This window comes from Gloeocapsa sp. DLM2.Bin57, from assembly GCA_007693955.1.
Lineage (GTDB): Bacteria > Cyanobacteriota > Cyanobacteriia > Cyanobacteriales > Gloeocapsaceae > Gloeocapsa.
In genome coordinates this window covers 1-19,707 of sequence record RECR01000053.1, presented here as the reverse complement: position 1 = coordinate 19,707, position 19,707 = coordinate 1, and the positions used below count along the sequence as shown (strand labels likewise).

General features: G+C 38.5%; 24 protein-coding genes. 15 read left to right on the top strand and 9 right to left on the bottom strand.

Annotated features, from left to right (window positions below; translation table 11 throughout):
- Positions 1-2: 2 nt before the first annotated feature.
- The 3 genes from EA365_04905 to psbU are packed head-to-tail and all read right to left on the bottom strand — an operon-like array spanning position 3 to position 3,400.
- Entirely contained in the window at positions 3-1,292 is a 1,290-nt protein-coding gene (locus tag EA365_04905) for a Glu/Leu/Phe/Val dehydrogenase (protein ID TVQ46627.1), read from the bottom strand.
- Positions 1,293-1,313: 21 nt separating this feature from the next.
- On the bottom strand, positions 1,314-2,951 hold the full coding sequence (gene nadB / locus EA365_04900) for an L-aspartate oxidase (GenBank protein TVQ46626.1): 1,638 nt from the start codon (positions 2,949-2,951) through the stop codon (positions 1,314-1,316).
- A gap of 50 nt (positions 2,952-3,001) precedes the next feature.
- Positions 3,002-3,400 carry a photosystem II complex extrinsic protein PsbU gene (gene psbU / locus EA365_04895; GenBank protein ID TVQ46625.1) on the bottom strand — a complete coding sequence of 133 codons (399 nt, stop codon included), beginning with the start codon at positions 3,398-3,400 and terminating at the stop codon, positions 3,002-3,004.
- Between the two features lie 232 nt (positions 3,401-3,632).
- On the opposite strand from psbU, the gene EA365_04890 reads away from it, so the two are divergent.
- From EA365_04890 to EA365_04875, 4 genes are all read left to right on the top strand, one after another.
- Positions 3,633-4,145, top strand: coding sequence for a DNA starvation/stationary phase protection protein Dps (locus EA365_04890; protein ID TVQ46624.1), 513 nt, complete (start codon positions 3,633-3,635; stop codon positions 4,143-4,145).
- A gap of 333 nt (positions 4,146-4,478) precedes the next feature.
- Positions 4,479-4,721 (top strand): hypothetical protein, encoded by a 243-nt coding sequence (locus EA365_04885; GenBank protein ID TVQ46623.1) that lies wholly within the window; start codon positions 4,479-4,481, stop codon positions 4,719-4,721.
- Positions 4,722-4,826: 105 nt separating this feature from the next.
- Complete coding sequence (locus EA365_04880; GenBank protein TVQ46622.1) at positions 4,827-4,970, top strand: high light inducible protein; 144 nt, start codon at positions 4,827-4,829, stop codon at positions 4,968-4,970.
- Between the two features lie 194 nt (positions 4,971-5,164).
- The gene (locus EA365_04875) at positions 5,165-5,440 is read left to right on the top strand and encodes a hypothetical protein (protein ID TVQ46621.1); all 276 of its coding nucleotides are present in this window, start codon (positions 5,165-5,167) and stop codon (positions 5,438-5,440) included.
- Positions 5,441-5,462: 22 nt separating this feature from the next.
- Here the strand turns inward: EA365_04875 and EA365_04870 are convergent, their stop codons facing one another.
- The 4 genes from EA365_04870 to EA365_04855 are packed head-to-tail and all read right to left on the bottom strand — an operon-like array spanning position 5,463 to position 9,726.
- Positions 5,463-5,936, bottom strand: a complete 474-nt coding sequence (locus EA365_04870) for a pentapeptide repeat-containing protein (GenBank protein ID TVQ46620.1) — start codon at positions 5,934-5,936, stop codon at positions 5,463-5,465.
- 3 nt (positions 5,937-5,939) lie between these two features.
- Entirely contained in the window at positions 5,940-6,578 is a 639-nt protein-coding gene (locus EA365_04865) for a histidine phosphatase family protein (GenBank protein TVQ46619.1), read from the bottom strand.
- 21 nt (positions 6,579-6,599) lie between these two features.
- Complete coding sequence (locus tag EA365_04860; GenBank protein ID TVQ46618.1) at positions 6,600-7,907, bottom strand: TAXI family TRAP transporter solute-binding subunit; 1,308 nt, start codon at positions 7,905-7,907, stop codon at positions 6,600-6,602.
- On the bottom strand, positions 7,894-9,726 hold the full coding sequence (locus EA365_04855; GenBank protein TVQ46617.1) for a chloride channel protein: 1,833 nt from the start codon (positions 9,724-9,726) through the stop codon (positions 7,894-7,896). The genes EA365_04860 and EA365_04855 overlap by 14 nt, the downstream gene beginning before the upstream one ends.
- A gap of 50 nt (positions 9,727-9,776) precedes the next feature.
- Here EA365_04855 and EA365_04850 point away from each other — a divergent pair, with 50 nt between their 5' ends.
- Positions 9,777-9,971 (top strand): copper chaperone, encoded by a 195-nt coding sequence (locus EA365_04850; GenBank protein TVQ46616.1) that lies wholly within the window; start codon positions 9,777-9,779, stop codon positions 9,969-9,971.
- Between the two features lie 5 nt (positions 9,972-9,976).
- Here the strand turns inward: EA365_04850 and EA365_04845 are convergent, their stop codons facing one another.
- Both EA365_04845 and EA365_04840 read right to left on the bottom strand, forming a co-directional pair.
- Positions 9,977-10,312: a DUF4870 domain-containing protein gene (locus tag EA365_04845; GenBank protein ID TVQ46615.1), complete on the bottom strand. Its 336-nt coding sequence runs from the start codon at positions 10,310-10,312 to the stop codon at positions 9,977-9,979.
- Positions 10,313-10,350: 38 nt separating this feature from the next.
- The gene (locus tag EA365_04840) at positions 10,351-11,367 is read right to left on the bottom strand and encodes a phenylalanine--tRNA ligase subunit alpha (protein ID TVQ46614.1); all 1,017 of its coding nucleotides are present in this window, start codon (positions 11,365-11,367) and stop codon (positions 10,351-10,353) included.
- A gap of 53 nt (positions 11,368-11,420) precedes the next feature.
- On the opposite strand from EA365_04840, the gene surE reads away from it, so the two are divergent.
- The 10 genes from surE to EA365_04790 form a co-directional block, all read left to right on the top strand.
- The gene (gene surE / locus EA365_04835; protein TVQ46613.1) at positions 11,421-12,245 is read left to right on the top strand and encodes a 5'/3'-nucleotidase SurE; all 825 of its coding nucleotides are present in this window, start codon (positions 11,421-11,423) and stop codon (positions 12,243-12,245) included.
- A 56-nt stretch (positions 12,246-12,301) separates the two neighbouring features.
- On the top strand, positions 12,302-12,889 hold the full coding sequence (locus EA365_04830; GenBank protein ID TVQ46612.1) for a DUF3727 domain-containing protein: 588 nt from the start codon (positions 12,302-12,304) through the stop codon (positions 12,887-12,889).
- 74 nt (positions 12,890-12,963) lie between these two features.
- Positions 12,964-13,638: a deoxyribose-phosphate aldolase gene (gene deoC / locus EA365_04825; GenBank protein ID TVQ46611.1), complete on the top strand. Its 675-nt coding sequence runs from the start codon at positions 12,964-12,966 to the stop codon at positions 13,636-13,638.
- Entirely contained in the window at positions 13,622-14,422 is an 801-nt protein-coding gene (recO, locus tag EA365_04820) for a DNA repair protein RecO (protein TVQ46610.1), read from the top strand. The genes deoC and recO overlap by 17 nt, the downstream gene beginning before the upstream one ends.
- Before the next feature lie 12 nt (positions 14,423-14,434).
- On the top strand, positions 14,435-15,793 hold the full coding sequence (locus EA365_04815) for an MFS transporter (protein TVQ46609.1): 1,359 nt from the start codon (positions 14,435-14,437) through the stop codon (positions 15,791-15,793).
- A gap of 86 nt (positions 15,794-15,879) precedes the next feature.
- A complete protein-coding gene (locus tag EA365_04810; GenBank protein TVQ46608.1) occupies positions 15,880-16,881 on the top strand; it encodes a ketoacyl-ACP synthase III in 1,002 nt (333 codons plus the stop codon).
- Positions 16,882-16,891: 10 nt separating this feature from the next.
- Positions 16,892-17,773 (top strand): [acyl-carrier-protein] S-malonyltransferase, encoded by an 882-nt coding sequence (fabD, locus tag EA365_04805; protein TVQ46607.1) that lies wholly within the window; start codon positions 16,892-16,894, stop codon positions 17,771-17,773.
- Complete coding sequence (locus tag EA365_04800; GenBank protein TVQ46606.1) at positions 17,757-18,398, top strand: 1-acyl-sn-glycerol-3-phosphate acyltransferase; 642 nt, start codon at positions 17,757-17,759, stop codon at positions 18,396-18,398. The genes fabD and EA365_04800 overlap by 17 nt, the downstream gene beginning before the upstream one ends.
- A 30-nt stretch (positions 18,399-18,428) precedes the next feature.
- Positions 18,429-19,124, top strand: a complete 696-nt coding sequence (locus EA365_04795; protein TVQ46605.1) for a Uma2 family endonuclease — start codon at positions 18,429-18,431, stop codon at positions 19,122-19,124.
- Positions 19,125-19,129: 5 nt separating this feature from the next.
- The coding region (locus tag EA365_04790) for a Uma2 family endonuclease (protein ID TVQ46604.1) at positions 19,130-19,707 on the top strand (578 nt) is incomplete at its 3' end.

Below are 19,707 nucleotides of genomic sequence, written 5' to 3'. Positions count from 1 at the left end.
TATTAACCTTTATTATTATAATAATCTCTAGTACCTTTAGCGTCGAGAGCTTCACTTAAACGATTAAGTGCGTGGATATAAGCTGCGGTGCGCATAGAAACAGAGTGTTTTTGAGCGATGTCCCAGGTTTGTTCAACCTCTACAACCATTTTTTCTTTGAGTTTTTCGTTTATTTCTGTAAGAGTCCAATATAAACCACTGCGATTTTGTACCCATTCAAAATAACTTACCGTGACACCACCTGCGTTAATCAGGATATCGGGAAAGACGTAGATACCTTTTTTATCTAGAATTTCGTCTGCTTCAGAGGTAGTAGGACCATTAGCCACTTCAAATATATATTTAGCTTGAATATCTTTAGCATTAGCCGCGGTAATCTGATTTTCTAAAGCAGCAGGAATAAGTATATCTACGTCTAAGGCTAGTAATTCCGTATTACTAATATTTTCGTGCTCTACAATATTGCAGACACTTTTAGAGCAATAAACTGCTTTCATGGGGTAACCATCTTTTTTATATTGTCTAATACTAGGAATATCTAACCCTGTACTAGCGTAGATACCTCCTTGAGAATCGCTAACAGCCACAACCTTATAACCAACTTTAGACATTAAATCAGCTAAGATACCCCCGACATTACCAAATCCTTGGATAGCAACGGTAGTTTTTTCAGGTGGTTGAGAGAATTTCGGGAGAATAGCGTTAATCGCGTAAAAAGCACCCATAGCGGTAGCTGAAGTCCTTCCCTGACTACCACCCATAGTAATCGGTTTACCTGTGACTACACCAGGGCTAATGCGACGTTTAATGATAGAGTATTGATCCATCATCCATCCCATAATCATTTCGTTGGTATAGACATCTGGTGCGAGAATATCTATATCAGGACCAATAAAATCGGCGATCGCTTCAATATAACCTCTACTCAAGCGTTCTAATTCTTGTTTAGATAATTCTTTAGGGTTAACGGTAATCCCTCCTTTTGCACCACCGAAGGGAAGATTAAGGAGTGCTCCTTTAAAAGTCATCCAAAAGGCTAAAGATTGGACTTCATCGAGAGAGACGCTAGGATGATATCTTACCCCTCCTTTTCCTGGACCTCTCGTATCGTCGTAACGCACCCGATAACCTTGAAAAATCTCTAATGAGCCATCATCCATGCGCACAGGAATAGATACGGTTAAACTAGCTTTAGGGTATTTAAGACGTTTGAGACTGTCTTCGGAGATGGAAATATAATCGAGGGCTTTTTCTAGTCTTTTACTAGCATCTGCAAAAAGTGATTGTGACATGATTGTTACTGTGATGATTAATTACTTTGCCAAAATGCGATCGCCTTGAATTAAGGTATGTACTTGCCAAGATTCTAGGGTATCGGGATAATCTAAACGATAATGTCCTCCGCGACTTTCTGTGCGAAAAAGGGCACTTTTAAGGATTAAATAACCTATATCCACAAGGTTTGTCGTTTCAGCGTAGAGACGTAGCTGATTTACTGCTTCTGGTGAGGTAAAAACCAGGGTTTCTGTAGGTGTGGAGTTAGCTATATGTTGTTTTATTGGTTGTTCTGCTAATATTTTACGCCACGCCGAGACTTTTAGTAAGGCTTGATTAAGTCTTGTTCCTGTACGACATATTCCCGCACTTTGCCACATTAAAGAGGGTAATTCTGCTCTGATTTTAGTTATTGTTTCTAGATCTCGTTTAAAATTAGCTTTTATTTCTTGTGGGGTTGTTTCTCTGGGTACATCTCTACTGGGGTTAATCTCAAGTTTCTTTAATTGCGCAGCAAAGACGATACATTCCAATAAAGAGTTACTCGCTAGACGATTAGCCCCGTGTACTCCTGTACTAGCTGTTTCTCCTACGCTATAGAGTCCTGGTATTGAGGTACAACTGTTTAAATCAGTCTCGACACCACCCATCCAATAGTGAGCCGCAGGTGTAACTGGTATTAACTGATTAAATATATCTATACCCCAATGTTGACAGACTTTGATGATGTTGGGAAAACGATGACGGATTTTTTCGGGAGGAATATTACTTAAGTCTAAGTAAACCTGTGCTTGGGCTGGATTAGGACTATGTTTTTGTAAATGACTAAAAATTGCTCTACTGACTACGTCTCTTGGGGCTAATTCTCCTGCTCGGTGATAATTAAAAGTAAAGCGATCGCCTTTTTCATCTACCAAATATGCTCCTTCTCCCCTGACTGCTTCACTAATCAGAAAATGGGGTGCTCCTGGTACGGTTAAAGCTGTAGGATGAAATTGGATAAATTCTAAGTCTCTGACGATTGCTCCTCCACGCCAAGCTAAGGCTACTCCATCACCTGTACTTACCCCAGGATTAGTGGTTTGAGCGAATACTTGTCCTCCTCCACCTGTAGCGAGAATCACTGCTTGTGCTTTAATCCACTCTAGACGATTTTCGTAGAGTAGTTGCACTCCTTGACATTGTTGTTGCTCGTCTAACCATAAATCTAGGGCTAAAGTTTGGGGGAAAATCTCGATATTGGGTTTAGCTAGGACTTTTTCGGTTAGGGTAGCTACGATCGCTTTTCCTGTGGTGTCAGCTGCGTGTAATACCCTAGGTTTAGAGTGGGCAGCTTCTAGAGTCATCGCTAGTCTATCTCCTTTGCGGTCAAAGGCTACCCCTAATTCTACTAGAGAGGCGATCGCTTCTGGTGCATGATTAACTAAAAATTCTACCGCTTGGCGATCGCATAACCCCGCCCCTGCTTTGATTGTATCTTCTAGGTGTAACTCGGGTGAATCTGAGGGATCTATTGAAGCGGCTATCCCACCTTGAGCCCAGTCACTTGCACCAGTTTTTAAAGTATCTTTGGTAATGATACCCACTTGCCAATGTTCAGGTAAGCATAAAGCTGCGTATAATCCCGCAGCCCCTGAACCTATTACTAATACATCAAACTGGTTAGCAATCTTCATCATGACATTATAACCCACTCAGCGCCAGAGTGGGTGTACTCATTAAGCTCTTAGTAAATCCCTGGATTATAGCGATCGTCTCCTTCGTTGAAGACATCAGCAGGAGGAGTAACGGCAAAGTCTTCGAGATGTTCTGATAGTAATTCTTTTTGACGATCTGATAAGTCAGGAATTTTCAGTACATCTTCTACTTGTTCATAAGGCGCATTTTGCACGATTTTTGCGGCTAAACTTGGATAATATCCTCTATATTTGCGGAATAATCTCACGTTGGCGTTATTTAAATCGATTTTTTTACCGTATTCTGTTTTTAGTACTTCGTCTGCTGGATTACGAATTTCTGTCTCTGCGGCTAAAACTGTGGTCTTACCCCAGCTTAATTGTCCTATATTACCTACCCAGCCCCAGCATAAAATTACTAAAGCTAAGGTTGAAATTAATTTTTTCATCAATTCCAAATCTCCTAAATCAATATTAAGCTCAAGTTCTCATTGTTTTAACAGCTTTTTGCTGCAATCCCTATCATATCCCAAAGAGGTCAACCTGTAGATAGTAATTTTCCATCCTCTGGCTCTTAAATCACTAAATAATGTAATTTAAATTAATACTCTTTTTTAGTTGACAAAACGAAGTCATTATGAGTATAATTAAATTTAACAAGAGTAATTAGGAAAAATAATTATGGCTTCAGTAACATCTAAACCAAAAACAGAAGGGTTTTACCCAACCAGTATTGACTTAGCTTTAGATATCCGAACCGAGATAGTCAAAATTTTGAGTCAAACCCTAGCTAGTAGTCTAGATTTAAAAACTCAAACCAAACAAGCTCATTGGAACGTTAAGGGGCTGAATTTTTACTCTCTACACCTGTTATTCGATGAAATGGCGTCAGAATTAGAAGAATTTGTGGATATGGTAGCAGAAAGAGTCACCGCTTTAGGTGGTACTGCTTTAGGAACAGCCAGAATCGCTGCCGCTAACTCGATCTTACCAGAGTATCCTACTGATATCGCTGAGGGGAAAGAACACGTAAAAGCCTTGAGCGATCGCTTTGCTGCTTATGGTGCACACTTGAGAAAAGCGATCGAAGATACGGACAATTTAGGAGATGCAGATACAGCTGATTTATATACGGAGATTTCCAGAGCGATCGACAAGCGCTTGTGGTTTTTAGAAGCTCATTTAGTTGGTTAATTTAAGAATTGACGAATCAAGCTACAAAATTAGCTCTACCACCAAGCCGTGAGTCATTGCACCATCTGTTTTAAACCTATTTTCTTGATAAGGACGCCGAATAAAAGCGTCCTTTATTATTTGAGCAATTTGGAAGAGGTCATCTACAACAACAGATGCCATTGAATGAAACTATGCCTTAAATTGGCTTATTTGTCAACCCCCTACACTACTACCCATCTGGTTCGGATACCACCACTTATTCTTCTTGTCAAGCTATTGCAATAAAAGTTTACAGTTTGTTATACTTATTAAAGTAAAGCAAATCGAAAAAAACAAGCCAAGGAAAAAGATATGAATAGTGATTCTAATATTTACAGAAACAAAGACCTGTTTGCACCCGTTGTGTTTCGTTCACAATTCAATAATTTTCAGCCAATCAACGCTAATGAAGCTTGGTCATTATTTTTCACAGCAGGTAATGAAGATAAAAATTTAGGATTTAATCCTGAAACAGGGAGATTTTTTACCTATCTTTTAATTGCCCTTGTGGTGGTAGGAAGTCTTGGGGAAATTATTTTCACTCAAGTAAGCTAAAGATAGTCTGAAAAAGACAAATTGGACTGAAAATTTAAGTTCTAGTCAATCAATTGTGACGATAATTGACAGTAAAATAAACAAATCTTAACGAGGGTTAAAAATATGGAAAATCAAGAAGTAAAATTTGGATTTACTCAATTCGCTGAAACTTGGAATGGGCGGTTAGCTATGCTAGGTTTCCTGATTGGAATTGCCACTGAACTTTTAACAGGTCAAGGAATCTTATCTCAAATAGGTTTAATGTAACTGTAACGTAAGTTCGACGAAGCTAAAAAGGGTTTTAAAGGCACTCAGGCAAAAGCAGTATTTTATATATAAATAATACTCTTAGCACCTAATACCTAACCCCTAATGCCGAACTCTTACTAACCATGACAGCGTAATTATCCTTTAAAAAAGGATTACGTTGTCTTCTGTAAATCTAGTTCAAAAATTTATTTATGTTTCCAAATCTTTTTAATGCAACTCAAGAATATTGGCGCAAACTAGACGAATTAGAATCCGCTTATCAGCAAGATAAAATCTCACTAGAAGAGGTTGATCTCAGAGTATCAGAATTAATGGCAGAACTTGCTCAAGAACGCCGTTCCACCTTCAACTATATGAGATACATATCACAAAAGTGGTTAGCCGAACAAAAAAACACTGTTATCGGCATAGGTATCCTAGTATTTGCTACCTACGCCTGGATATTGTTTAGCTTCAATAACTGGTAATTGATCGCTTTTTGATAACTAACTAAGGACAAAAAAGAGTCTCTCTAGTATCCCTTCCTGTCACAGGATTAGTACCTTTAGCAATTTTACATAAGTATTTTTGTTCGTAAGAGAGAATCAAAGCGTCAGTAAAGTCAGCACCTTCGATATTCACACCAGGAAATTTAGTATTACTCAAAAAAGCGCCAACTAAAATAGCGTCTTTGAGATTAGCATCATTCAAACGAGCCGAATCAAGGGTAGCATCAGTTAGATTAGCACCTTCAAAATTAACCGCTTCTAAATTAGCCGAGAAAAAACGTACACCAGTGAGATTAGCGTGACTAAAATCACTTTCACGTAAACTAGCTAAATCAAAACTAGCATCCCGCAAGTCTTGACCAGAAAAATCGTGACCGATTAAAGTTACCTTATTATAATCTACGGCTAGAACTGGTAGAGTTAGTAACGGTAATAAGATAATGGTGGTGATAATCAGTTTTATTAAACCTTTCATTATTTAAGTCCCCTTACGAGCTTGTAAACTTTCATCCAGATAAGAGCGATCGCACAAACTCTGCAACATTGGTCCATGAATACCAAATTTTACCTTACTAATGCCACCTACTAGTAAATCTAGGCGATCGCGATAACGTCCTAAATCAATCCCCAACAGACTACATAAAATAATCCTAATAGTAGTCTTATGAGAAACAACTAAAACATTTCCTTCAGTATATTTACTTTCAATTTCTGAGATAACTAAAGAAGCACGACTAGCCATTTGTACAGCTGTTTCACCTCCCGTAGGTGGATTCCAGGCAGGCTCAGTCATCCAATTGATATAATCATCTAAATGATTTTCTTTTACCCATTCTGGGCTTTTAGCCTCCCATTCACCATAATTAAGTTCCCTAAGTCCATCCCGTAACTGCATTTCCATACCGATAGCGTCACAGAGAGGCTTAGCCGTAGCAACAGTTCTTTTCATGGGACTACAATAAACAGCAGTCCACCGAACAGATTGATAAGCCTTAGCAAAAGCCTCAGCCATTTGTACTCCGGAGGGGGTTAATTCAGGATCAATACTACCGCAATAACCACCTGTGATACTGTAGCTAGTTTCTCCGTGTCTAAGAAAGTAAATATTTAAACTCATGATCTAGATTAAGTAAATGTTTTACGATTTTTTCAAGTTTAACTCAGGTATTCCATTAGATAATAAAACCTCACGGTGACGAATGCTATTAAAAGCTACATCCCAAGGAAAAGTAAAAGATTGAAAAGACTCAGCCGAAATGCGATCGCGATCCAAATCTTCCACAACCTTATTAAACAATTGAAATAACTCAGTTTGTATTTCCTCTAACTCGGCAATACTGTTACTAGTATTAATGCGCTCAATCAATTGGATAATTTGCAGATTGTACCTATCAGCACGATTTTTTTGTTTTTCCTGTAACCAGATACGAAATTGCCAAATTCCCGAGATAACTAACATCGTTATCGACAGAATTAAGCCGATGGCTTCTGCGTATCTTTCTAAAAAGCTAGGCTCATCTTGATTATAATAAAACTTTGCTCCCTCGTGAAAAGAAAAGCCCAACTCATTGATATGATCAGGCTTACTAATCATCGCCGATTGGGGGTTTTTTCTGATTAAATCATTTCTCGCCTCAAAAATAATGCGCGTAATTTCTTGGACTAGATTAGGGTTAACGGATTTATGAGCCAATAACACCGCCCTAACCCCTACTACGGGTAAATCCTCACTAGGGATAGGAATAGCCCCATTATAAGCACCCATAGGAATAACATTAGGTTCAACCGCTGGCAATACTAGCTGTAGTGCGGAAGCTTGATCAATAGGAATTAAAGTTACTTGCTCGTTTTGCAATAATTCTGTAACAGATTCATTACCTAAAGCGATAATGCGAAATAAAGCATCAACTTCACCATCTAACAAAGCCTGATGAGCTTCACTAGGAGACATGGGAATCCCTTCAAAATCCCTTTCGTAGATGCCATAATGTTGACTCAAGGGCCAAAATAAATTATAAGAGCCACTACCAATTGGCATCAAAGCAATTTTTTTACCCTTCAAATCACTAAAATTGTTAATTCCTGAGTCAACACGAGCAATTAAATGAAACATTTCAGGAAACAAAAAAGTCATCGCCTTGACAGAGTTATTGACAGAAGTATCAGCTTGTAAAATAGCTAAATCAACTTCATGCTCTGAGATTAACTCTTCGTTTTCCTGTGAGCCACTAGTTTCTATAACTTCGATACGAATGTTGGGTTGATGTCTAGAGACAACCGTGGCTAAAGCATTACCAAAGGCATAATATACCCCAGTCTTACCCCCTGTCGCCATAGTCAGAGTATGAACCTGTCTTTGACTATAAATCCAATGAGAAGTAACAGCGATAGCAGCAGTGATACTAAATAAAACCAACAGCCAAATTAATTTATTAGTTCGTGACATAAGGATTAACTTTTTTTAAACTTATCATAGCTGATGTAGTTAAATTTAGGTCAGTAGCTAAATTAATTAAAGGTTTATCAATTACCCCTAAAATTTCTTGGCAATTCTCCTTTGACACCACAGGGAGTAAATATAAATCACGAGCGAGCATACGTTTATACACATCAGCTAGAGACTCATGAGGGTAAGCGTGGAGAACATCAGTTGTGCACACATCAGCTACTAATAACTGTTGCACTTCTTCTGCTTGTGTGAGCATAACTTGAGATAAATCTCTTAAACTAAGAATACCCGACAATTCTTGAGCTTCAGTAACGATTAAAGCCGTATGACATTTAGCCTCCAACATCATTTCGGTAGCTTTTAAAACAGGGGTTGACTGCAATAGTTTTACACAATCAACACTCATCATTTCTCCTACAGAAACATTTTTTAAGATATCTAACTCAGTATCCTGATTCAGATTAATACCCATTTCTGGAAAATTAAGAGTTTGTACCATAGGTTGAGCTTCCACTAGATAGACAATCCAAATACTCGTACCTACCGCAGCCATCAGAGGTAAAATAATCAAGTAATTTTGCGTCAATTCAAACAATAAAATAATCGCTGTCAAAGGTGCTTTAACACTACCTGCTAATAGAGCAGCCATCCCCACCATAGCATAAGCAGCAGGAGGAGCAATTATGCCCATTTCTCCAGGTAAAATCACCCCCAAGACTTGACCATAAATTGCCCCTAAACAAGCACCCAAAAACAAAGCAGGAGCAAAAATACCCCCAACTAAACCACTCCCGAGACAAATAACCGTTACTAATAATTTAACCGTTAAAATAGTTCCCAAATAGGGAATAGAAAAATTAGTTCCAGATAAGATAACTTCCAAAGTACCATAACCTATACCTAACACCTGTGGTAAAAATAAACCAGCTAAACCAACACTAACTCCACCTAGCATTGGTTTTAGCCATAGGGGTAGATGCTTTAAATTTTGAAACCGAACTTTGGCAAATTTAATACTCTGAGTATAAACTAAAGATAGAAAACCAGCCAAAACACCTAAACCTAAATAAAGGAAAAATTCCCATTGATTAAGTACTTGATAGGTAGGTAAAATTAAACCAGGGTGAATCCCTAAAAAAACTCGCGAGATAGTCGCCGCTACCACCGCAGCTAGCATAATAATACTAGCTGCAGGAGTAGTGAAACTTGTTCCTAAGACTCTTTCTAAAGCAAAAAATACTCCCGCAATAGGTGCATTAAACCCAGCAGCAAAACCAGCAGCAGCACCAGCACTCATTAACAACTGTGCCCGTTTTTGGGATACACGCAATAATTGGGCTAATAATAAACCTACATTACCACCAATCTCTACCGAAGGTCCTTCAGGACCTAAAGAAGCACCTGTACCTAAAGAAATAGCAGCCCCTAAACATTTAGTCAAGATTAATTGGGGTGAAACTTGAGTTAAATTGTCTTTGAGACAGTTATAGTTATTAAAATTAGGATAGAGCCAATAGAGTAAACCAACGATCGCTCCTCCTAAAATAGGAATCAACACTAAAGTACCATAACCTAAGACTGATAAATAACTCAGTAAGACGTTAAAACTAAGATTTTGAAAAACCTCAATTAAAACAGAGAAGATTACTAACCCTAAACCCGAAATACCCCCAATCAGAAAAGCTGAGATAAAAAAAATGATTTCTGGTGAAGGTTGTAACTGATTGAGTAATTGAGTTAAACGATAAGAAAGAGAAAATGATTTCAGGGTAGATGTTACTAAAATATGGGGTGAAGAGGGTGTCTTGGTACTCATTGTTTGAGTATTTTATGTTATTATTAAAATTATTTTAAGGAGTAATAAGCATGACTATCAATCTTAAAGTACCTACCATCGTTTGTGATGGCTGTGTTGAGACAATCACCAAACAATTACAAAAAAACTTACCAGAAGCTCAAGTTACCATAGATATTGATACTAAAACAGTTGCGGTAGAAACTCAAGCTTCTGAAGCTACGGTTAAAGAGATTATCACATCCACAGGTCATACTGTAGAATAATCAAACTAAAGTAAACGCCAAATGAAAGGGTAACGGAAAGGAGTATCAGGGTTACCCCAAATTTGGATTATGGCTAAAATAGGCATAATGATACTAAATAGTAACAAAATTGGTCCTAAGATAAAGCCTAGTAATCCCAAGGTGAAAAAGGCTAAAACCCCGATAATAATGCCATACAACCAGACATTAAAATGGAAGTTTAAAGATTCCTTGGCGTTTTCTTTAACTACATCATCATCAGCAACAAAGTAAATCGCTAAAGGAATACCTACAGAGACTACCGTTGAACTTAAAAAGATAGAGGCTTGAGAGAGAATAGCTAGTAATTTTCTTTTATCCATGGTCTTTAAATTAGGTAAGAAACTATCTTTAATCTAGCTTAAATAGTAGTAGAAAATTGTCGTAAAAACCGTAAATCACTATTGTATAAACGACGAATATCATCGATTTGATGTAACACCATAGCGAACCTTTCTACACCTAAACCCGCAGCAAAACCCGTATAAATTTCGGGATCATAACCTACAGCAGTTAAGACGTTAGGATCTACCATACCACAGCCCATAACTTCTAACCATTTACCTTGCCATTGTACATCAACTTCAGCCGAAGGCTCAGTAAAAGGGAAATAACTAGCTCGAAAACGTAGGGGTAAATCTTCACCGAATATCTGACGGATAAATTCTTGAATTGTACCCTTAAGTTGGGCGAAGGTTAAACCCGCATCTATCGCTAAAATCTCTACCTGATGGAAAACCGCTGAGTGAGTAGCATCTACCGTATCTCGTCGATACACCCTTCCTGGAGCGACAATTCGAATGGGGGGTTCGTGTTCCTCCATGTAACGTATTTGTACTGAAGATGTATGGGTACGTAAGAGTCTCTCTTGAGGAAGGTAAAAAGTATCCTGCATATCTCGCGCGGGATGATCAGGTGGGGTATTTAACGCTTCAAAGTTATAATAATCAGTCTCTACATGAGGCCCTGAAGCTATAGTATAACCAAGACCAACGAAAATGTCCAAAATACGGTCAATCATCTCATTGAGGGGGTGGATATTACCCACAGGGCGACTAAGACCGGGCATAGTTACGTCCAGGGTTTCTGCTGCTAGTTGCGCTAGCAGTTGTTGTTGTTGCAGCTTCTCTCTTTGGCTTTCAAGTTGGGTTTGAATGTCTTCTTTGACTTCGTTAGCAATATTACCAATTACAGGGCGATCCTCGGGAGAGAGTTTACCCATAGATCGCAAAATTACCGAGAGTTCCCCTTTTTTGCCTAAATAATTAACCCGTAACTTTTCTAATTCATCTGTATTAATAGTAGAGGCGATCGCACCTATGGCTGTCTGTTGTAAAGTTTTAAGTTGCTTCTCAATTTCTTGGAGAGTTGTAGTCATACCCTATAATTGATTATTAGCTTTTCCTGCTCAAGTATCTTAACTTATTTGTGATGAATAAACCTCTAAAATTACTGATTAGTAACGATGATGGCGTTTTTGCCTTGGGATTACGTACTCTAGCCAATACCTGCGCCGCAGCTGGCTATGATGTTACTGTGGTCTGTCCTGATCGCGAACGTTCAGCAACAGGTCATGGTTTAACTGTACATCAACCTATTCGCGCCGAAGTCGTTAACACCGTCTTTGACTCTCGGATTACCGCTTGGTCTTGTTCGGGAACACCCGTTGATTGTGTTAAACTCGCTCTTAATGCTATTTTAACCACTAAACCCGACTTTGTCCTCTCAGGAATTAATCATGGTTCAAATCTAGGTAACGATATCCTTTATTCTGGTACTGTTTCCGCGGCAATGGAAGGAATTATGGAAGGGATTACTAGTATCGCTTTAAGTTTAGCTAGTTTTACTTCTAAAGAGTTCCAAGTAGGGGCTGATTTTGCTCTACAATTATTGCAAGAACTAAGAGATCAACCCTTAGCTACACCAACTTTATTTAACGTTAACATACCCCCTGTACAAGCAGAAGCGATCGCAGGAATTAAACTCACCCGTCAAGGTTTACGACGCTATATCGAAAGCTTTGAAAAACGTCTCGATCCTCGCGGTAAGAGTTATTATTGGTTAGCTGGTGAAGTCATCGAAGAAATTCCCCAACCCCAACACCTTCACCTTCCTCCATCTCTCCCTACCGATGTACAAGCTATCCGCGAAAATTATATTACTGTTACCCCTTTGCAATATAATCTAACAGATATTCATAGTGTTAACTCTTTGCTAGAAGAAAATAGGTTTAATCATTCTCTTAAATTTTTCTAGCTCCAATTCATGATATGCTCATTTTAACTAATTAATCTTAATCTTTTGATTGCTTTATGTCCTCATCTCAATTTTATCCCGCCAACGAACAAGATGACCACGAGAATTTAACTATATTTGATAGTTCAGGACGTTCTCTTGATTGTTATATCGAAAATTCTTTAGAGTATAAAGACTCGGTTTATCTACTCTTAATTCCCTGCGATTCTCCCGTGATTATTCTCAAAGAAAGTGAAGAAGATTTAGAAGAGTATGACGAAACAATAATTATCGAAGAAGAAGAAGAAATAACTACTGTTTTTGCTGATGCTAAAGCAGTTTTGGCTGAACTAGATTTATTGTTACATCATACAGCTTATACCTTAACCGTTACAGGAGAATTGCCCCCCCTTGATGAAGAACATATCTGGAATTTAGAAATAGAGGAAGACGAGCCACTTTTAGAACAAGAAGAATTACAGTGGTTAGCTTGTTTTTATTATGATAACGAAAGATATAATATCTGCGCTCCTATTAATCCTCTGTTATTTGTAGCCAAAGATGACCCTAAACATGGTTTACAATTACTATCATCAGCTGATCCAGAATTAAAAGAAATTCTGCAAGAACTATTACTTGATGATGATTTAGATGACGAAGATTAAATTAATTCATAATAGTAGAGTTATGTCTTATTCTACTATTTAAAAATAATTATTTAGGTAGGAAAAATAGAGCAGTGGAATCATTTGATCTTAATATAGCTGAATATATCGATCATGCCCTACTTGATCCTAGTGCGACACCAGAACAAGTAGAAATATGTTGTGCTCAAGCTGAACAATATAAATTTGCAGCGGTATGTGTTTATCCGAGTGCGGTTAAACAAGCTAGAGAGTTATTAAAGGGTAAAAAAGTAAAAGTTTGTACAGTAATTGGCTTTCCCACAGGTGCTACAACAGGAAAGGTTAAACTATACGAAGCCCAAGAAGCCGTAGAAAATGGCGCAGATGAATTAGACGTCATGATTAACCTCGGTTGGTTAAAAGCAGGGAAATCAGAAGAGTTATACCAAGAAATCGCTCGGATTTGCTCAGATACAGGTAAAGTAGTTAAAGCGATTTTAGAAACAAACGTCTTGACTAACACCCAAAAACGATTAGCCGCGGAAATCTGCTTAGATGCGGGTGTAGGTTATCTGAAAACTTGTACTGGTTGGTTTGGAGGAGCTACAGTAGAAGATGTAAAACTATTACAGAAAATCACCCAAGGAAGAGTAGGTATAAAAGCTTCAGGAGGAATTCGTAGTCTAGAAGCAGCTAGAGAATTACTCAAAGCAGGTGCAACCCGTTTAGGTACATCTAGAGGTGTAGAATTGGTGACAACACAAGAACAAAATGAGTCGGATTTATAAGGTAACCGGAATAAATCTTAAAAGTATCCCCCTAGGAGAAGGCGATCGCCTGTTGACTATACTTACCCCTGAACAAGGTGTAGTCAAAGCTGTCGCACCAGGTGCGCGTAAATACCAGTCTCAATTGCGAGGACGTACTGATTTATTCGTAGTTAACCAATTAGTCATAGCTAAAGGGCGATCGCTAGATAAAATTACTCAAGCAGAAATAATCACTTCCTATCAAGGATTAAGTAATAATCTAGGTAAATTAGCAGCAGGACAATATTTAGCAGAATTAACCCTAGCTTTGGGATTAAGTGAACAACCCCAAGCAGAAATCTATGAACTACTGACAGAACATTTAACCAGATTAGAACAACTAGATAATCAAGAATCCTGTTTACCCTGTTTAACCCATGGGTTATTTCATCTACTAGCAATCGGGGGAATTGCACCGAGAGTAAATGCTTGTTGTATCACAGAAAAGATACTTAAGCCGAGATTAAATCAAAAAAATTGGCAAGCAGGTTTTAGCTTTGATGGGGGTGGAATAATTAGCCTAAGTAATCCTTCATCCCTTAAGATAGATAAACAGATTGATGCAGTAGAATTGACCTTATTACAACAACTAAAGACGCCAACACTACCGCCAATCAGTAGTATTTTTACCGACTCTATCTCCCCAACTACCGTCAACGATGCTTGGGTAAATGTAGAGCGTCTTCTACGTAATTATACGCAATATCATCTAGGTCGTACCATACGTTCGGCTAGTCTCATCGATAGTTTATCCCCTGTTTAACATCAATCAATTATGTCAGTTTATCCCCCTGAAAATAAAAACCATCCCGAAGTTACCAAACTCAACTCATTATTATCCTCTCCACAACCACGTTATCTACCCCAAGGTTTAATACCAGTTTTACAAAATCGTCAATTTTTAATTCTTTGGGGAGGTCAAATCTTTTCACAACTAGCAGATAAAATCTATCTAGTCTTAATGATCGCCATGATTGCGAGCAAATTTCAAAGAGTCAATCAATCCATTAGTGGTTGGGTATCAGCAATTATGATCGCTTCTACCATCCCTGCTGTACTTTTTGGCTCTTTAGCGGGAGTATATGTAGATAGATGGGTTAAAAAAAGCGTATTAGTACTATCTAATCTCCTCAGAGGGGTTTTAGTCTTAAGTTTACCCCTATTATTGGGCTTTAAAACCATAGAAAATGACCTCTGGGGAATACCTAGGGGTTTTTGGCTATTACTGGTGATAACATTTTTAATATCTTTATTAACGCAATTTTTTGCACCAGCAGAGCAAGCAACCTTAACCCTAATTATCCCCCAGAAAAACCTACTCGGAGCTAATTCTCTCTATACAACTACCATCATGGGAGTATTAATTATCGGTTTTGCTATTGGAGATCCTCTCTTAGCATTAGCCAACCGTATCGCCACATTATGGGGATTAAATAATAATATGGGTGGACAACTATTGGTAGGGGGAGCATATCTATTAGCAGGAATAGTTTTATTATTCTTATCAACCCAAGAAAAACAACCACATCAACAGCATAAAAAACCAACTTTTGGAGAAGATATCCAAGAAGCAATTAACTACCTACGTCAACATGAAAAAGTGCGAGATGCGTTAATACAGCTAGTGATCCTTTTTTCCGTATTCGCAGCCTTAGCAGTATTAGCAGTTAGTCTAGCCGAAACCATACCCGAATTAAAAGCCGAACAATTTGGCTGGTTATTAGCAGCCTGTGGAGTAGGATTAGGCATCAGTGCTACGATAATGGGTAACTGGGGTTATCAAGTAGCCTACTCTCGTCTCAGTTGGTGGGGAACATTAGGAATGGCGGTTTCTTTACTGGGGTTAGCACTATGTACAAACTTTCTCTGGTTAGAATTAATCATGATCATTTGCTTAGGTGCTTCAGCCGCCTGCATAGCAATCCCAATGCAAACTACTATACAAGCAGAAACCCCAGTTGATTTGCGCGGTAAAATTTTTGGCTTACAGAATAACGTAGTCAATATCGCTTTATCCCTACCCTTAGCTTTAGCAGGAATTGCTGAGAATGTGTTTGGTTTACAATCAGTTTTAATCAGTTTAGGGGCGATTGTCATTGTAGGGAGATTAATTTGTGAACCCTATCAGGTATAGTTAGATAAATGCCAAAAACTAAGTAAACAAGCGTACCGCTATCGGGATTCCTGCGGCATCGCGATAGAAGTAAAGGAGCGTAAATTTTGACACAATCAGGGGTAGGAATCAAAATAATTGGCTGTGGATCAGCAACGCCAACTCAAGTACTTACCAACGAACAACTTAGTCAGATAGTAGATACTTCCGATGAATGGATTACCACTCGTACAGGGATTAATCAAAGACATATAGCTTCGGCTAATCAATCTTTAGCCTCAATAGCAGCAACAGCCGCTCAATCAGCACTGTCAATGGCGAAAATCTCTCCTGAAGCCATAGACTTGATTATTTTGGCAACCTCTACCACGGATGATTTATTTGGAAGTGCAAGTAAAATTCAAAGTCTGATAGGTGCAACTAAGGCAGTAGCATTTGATTTGACAGCAGCTTGTTCAGGTTTTGTCTTCGCTTTAAATGTAGCAGCTAGTTTTATCCGTTCCGGGACATACCAGAATATTCTAGTAATTGGCGCTGATATTCTCTCTCGTTGGGTAGATTGGTCAGATCGTACTAGTTGTATTCTCTTCGGTGATGGAGCAGGTGCAGTGGTTTGTCAAGCAACCCCACAAGGCGATCGCCTTTTAGCTTGTGAACTCTACAGCGATGGTTCTCAAAATAGTTCTCTCAATCTCTCCTATCAGGGTGAATCCTACCCTCTAGTAGATAATCTTGAGGTAGCTAAAGGACGTTTTCAACCTATTACCATGAATGGAAAAGAAGTTTATCGTTTCGCTATAGCCAAAGTTCCCGAAGTAATCGAAAAAGTCCTCTTCAAAGCTAATCTCTCAGTAGAGGAAATAGATTGGTTATTACTACATCAAGCCAATCAAAGAATTCTAGACGCAGTAGCCGAAAAATTAAACATACCTCCAGAAAAAGTGCTTAGTAATTTAACAGACTATGGCAATACTTCTGCGGCCTCAATTCCTCTAGCTTTAGACGAAACCGTTAGACTCAACAAAATTAAACCAGGAGATCTCATAGTTTTAGCAGGATTTGGCGCGGGCTTAACTTGGGGTGCAGCTATTTTACAATGGGGAGAATAGGAATATAAATATGACTAAAACAGCGTGGATATTTCCAGGACAAGGTTCTCAAGCAGTAGGGATGGAAGCCAATTTACTAGAACATCCTCTCGCTCAAGAGCGTTTTAATCAAGCAGAAACTATCTTAAATTGGTCAGTATTAGAACTCTGTCAAGGAGACGAAGAAAAATTAGCCCAAACTCTCTACACTCAACCCTGTTTATACGTAATTGAGTCGATTTTAGCTGAATTATTATTAAAACAGGAAAATGCACCGGCACTAGTAGCAGGTCATAGTTTAGGAGAATACGTAGCCCTCTTTACCGCAGGTGTCTTTGACTTTCCTACAGGTTTAAATCTAGTTAAAAAACGCGCTCAATTGATGGATAGCGCAGCAGGTGGCAAAATGGTAGCGATGATGCAATTTAATCGCGAAGAATTAGAAGCCAAAGTCGCAGCCACCGCTGATGTAGTTATCGCCAATGATAACAGTCCCCAACAAGTAGTAATTTCAGGAACACCCACCGCAGTAGATGAATTAGTCAAACAAGTCAAAGCTAAACGCGCCGTACCCTTAAAAGTTTCAGGAGCATTTCATTCTCCCTTAATGCAGGAAGCAGCTACAGAATTTGCCCAAGTCTTAGCAGAGGTAGAGTTTAATGACGCCAAAATCCCTGTCATAGCTAACGTTAATCCTACTCCCGCTATAAAAGCAGAAGAAATCAAAACCAGATTAATTCAACAAATGACAGGCTCAGTGCGTTGGAGAGAAATTAGTGAGTATTTAAGTCAACAAGGAATCACAGAAGTAGTAGAAATAGGTCCTGGAAAAGTACTCACAGGGTTAATCAAAAGAACTTGTCCTGATTTAGGGTTAAAAAATATCGCTAAAATCGATGAATTCAGCGTCTAGAGAAAGAGAGCCTAGGGTCAATCTATTATTGTACCACTTATTTAAGTGGTCTGTGGTTGCTCCCACCTTTCATGTTTATTTTAGGGGCAATATTCAGGGTGCAGAAAATGTCCCTAAAACAGGACCATTAGTGGTAGTAAGCAATCACGCTAGTTATTTTGATCCACCCATTCTATCTAATTGCGTTGGTCGCCCTGTTGCTTTTATGGCGAAAGAAGAGTTATTCTCTATACCTATACTGAAACAGAGTATTAGCTTATATGGTGCTTACCCCGTTAAAAGAGGAGCAAGCGATCGCGCAGCTATTAAAGCTGCTTTGACTATGTTAAACCAAGGATGGGCTGTAGGTATATTTTTAGAAGGAACACGTACCCCCGATGGTTGTATCTATGAACCCAAATTAGGGGCGGCTTTAATTGCAGCTAAAGCTAAAGCCCCCCTATTACCCATAAGTTTACAAGGAACTCAAGGTATTTTACCCAAAGGCAAACGATTACCCCAATCTGTACCCCTAACTGTAAGAATTGGCGAGGTCATCCCTGCACCTACATCTACTAATAAGGCTGACTTAGAAGCTGTTACTACGAAATGTGCTACAATTATTAATAAAATGCTTATTGATTAGAATAGAATCAAGTTGAGTTTCAAAACAATTATGATTTTTCAAATTGACAATAGCAAGCAAACAGAAATTACTTATCCCGATAGTGATGGTCAACCCATGGCAGATAATACTCTTCAATTTCGTTGGCTAACCACCATTAAAGAGAATTTAGAGTGGTTATTTGCAGATAATAACCAAGTCTTCGTCGCAGGAGATTTACTCTGGTATCCCGTAGAAGGAGACAATAAAATCAGACAAGCACCAGATATTATGGTAGTATTTGGCAGACCAAAAGGAGATCGCGGTTCATATCAACAATGGTTAGAAGACAACATCCCACCCCAAGTAGTCTTTGAAATCCTCTCACCAGGTAATAGACAAGGGGAAATGAATCGCAAACTGTTGTTTTATCAAAAATATGGTGTAGAAGAATATTATCTCTATGATCCACAACATCAAGACTTAAGTGGTTTAATCAGAGTAGAAGAAGAATTAGTCCCCATTGAAGAAATGCTTGGTTGGGTAAGTCCACGTTTACAGATTCGATTTGAAATGGATACTCAATTAAGATTGTATCACCCTAATGGTGAGTTATTCTCTACTTATACAGAAGTTAAACAACGCGCAGATACAGAAAAACAACGCGCAGATACAGAAAAACAACGCGCAGATACAGAAAAACAAAGGGCTGAGAAATTAGCAGCCAAGTTACGAGAATTAGGCTTAAATCCCGATGAAATTAGCTAAAAACTATGATTTTTCAAATTGATAATAACAAGCAAACAGAAATTACTTATCCCGATAGTGATGGTCAACCCATGGCAGATAATACTCTTCAATTTCGTTGGCTAACCACCATTAAAGAGAATTTAGAGTGGTTATTTGCAGATAATAACCAAGTCTTCGTCGCAGGAGATTTACTCTGGTATCCCGTAGAAGGAGACAATAAAATCAGACAAGCACCAGATATTATGGTAGTATTTGGCAGACCAAAAGGAGATCGCGGTTCATATCAACAATGGTTAGAAGACAACATCCCACCCCAAGTAGTCTTTGAAATCCTCTCACCAGGTAATAGACAAGGGGAAATGAATCGCAAACTGTTGTTTTATCAAAAATATGGTGTAGAAGAATATTATCTCTATGATCCACAACATCAAGACTTAAGTGGTTTAATCAGAGTAGAAGAAGAATTAGTCCCCATTGAAGAAATGCTTGGTTGGGTAAGTCCACGTTTACAGATTCGATTTGAAATGGATACTCAATTAAGATTGTATCACCCTAATGGTGAGTTATTCTCTACTTATACAGAAGTTAAACAACGCGCAGA

What these genes read in the sequence shown, in the direction of transcription:
- EA365_04870 (TVQ46620.1), bottom strand. Translation starts at nt 5,936, where the DNA reads ATGAAAGGTTTAATAAAACTGATTATCACCACCATTATCTTATTACCG.
- EA365_04905 (TVQ46627.1), bottom strand. Translation starts at nt 1,292, where the DNA reads ATGTCACAATCACTTTTTGCAGATGCTAGTAAAAGACTAGAAAAAGCC.
- recO (TVQ46610.1), top strand. Translation starts at nt 13,622, where the DNA reads ATGAGTCGGATTTATAAGGTAACCGGAATAAATCTTAAAAGTATCCCC.
- EA365_04890 (TVQ46624.1), top strand. Translation starts at nt 3,633, where the DNA reads ATGGCTTCAGTAACATCTAAACCAAAAACAGAAGGGTTTTACCCAACC.
- EA365_04830 (TVQ46612.1), top strand. Translation starts at nt 12,302, where the DNA reads ATGTCCTCATCTCAATTTTATCCCGCCAACGAACAAGATGACCACGAG.
- EA365_04865 (TVQ46619.1), bottom strand. Translation starts at nt 6,578, where the DNA reads ATGAGTTTAAATATTTACTTTCTTAGACACGGAGAAACTAGCTACAGT.
- fabD (TVQ46607.1), top strand. Translation starts at nt 16,892, where the DNA reads ATGACTAAAACAGCGTGGATATTTCCAGGACAAGGTTCTCAAGCAGTA.
- psbU (TVQ46625.1), bottom strand. Translation starts at nt 3,400, where the DNA reads ATGAAAAAATTAATTTCAACCTTAGCTTTAGTAATTTTATGCTGGGGC.
- EA365_04795 (TVQ46605.1), top strand. Translation starts at nt 18,429, where the DNA reads ATGATTTTTCAAATTGACAATAGCAAGCAAACAGAAATTACTTATCCC.
- EA365_04845 (TVQ46615.1), bottom strand. Translation starts at nt 10,312, where the DNA reads ATGGATAAAAGAAAATTACTAGCTATTCTCTCTCAAGCCTCTATCTTT.
- EA365_04800 (TVQ46606.1), top strand. Translation starts at nt 17,757, where the DNA reads ATGAATTCAGCGTCTAGAGAAAGAGAGCCTAGGGTCAATCTATTATTG.
- EA365_04840 (TVQ46614.1), bottom strand. Translation starts at nt 11,367, where the DNA reads ATGACTACAACTCTCCAAGAAATTGAGAAGCAACTTAAAACTTTACAA.
- EA365_04855 (TVQ46617.1), bottom strand. Translation starts at nt 9,726, where the DNA reads ATGAGTACCAAGACACCCTCTTCACCCCATATTTTAGTAACATCTACC.
- EA365_04885 (TVQ46623.1), top strand. Translation starts at nt 4,479, where the DNA reads ATGAATAGTGATTCTAATATTTACAGAAACAAAGACCTGTTTGCACCC.
- EA365_04880 (TVQ46622.1), top strand. Translation starts at nt 4,827, where the DNA reads ATGGAAAATCAAGAAGTAAAATTTGGATTTACTCAATTCGCTGAAACT.
- EA365_04815 (TVQ46609.1), top strand. Translation starts at nt 14,435, where the DNA reads ATGTCAGTTTATCCCCCTGAAAATAAAAACCATCCCGAAGTTACCAAA.
- EA365_04875 (TVQ46621.1), top strand. Translation starts at nt 5,165, where the DNA reads ATGTTTCCAAATCTTTTTAATGCAACTCAAGAATATTGGCGCAAACTA.
- surE (TVQ46613.1), top strand. Translation starts at nt 11,421, where the DNA reads ATGAATAAACCTCTAAAATTACTGATTAGTAACGATGATGGCGTTTTT.
- nadB (TVQ46626.1), bottom strand. Translation starts at nt 2,951, where the DNA reads ATGAAGATTGCTAACCAGTTTGATGTATTAGTAATAGGTTCAGGGGCT.
- EA365_04860 (TVQ46618.1), bottom strand. Translation starts at nt 7,907, where the DNA reads ATGTCACGAACTAATAAATTAATTTGGCTGTTGGTTTTATTTAGTATC.
- EA365_04850 (TVQ46616.1), top strand. Translation starts at nt 9,777, where the DNA reads ATGACTATCAATCTTAAAGTACCTACCATCGTTTGTGATGGCTGTGTT.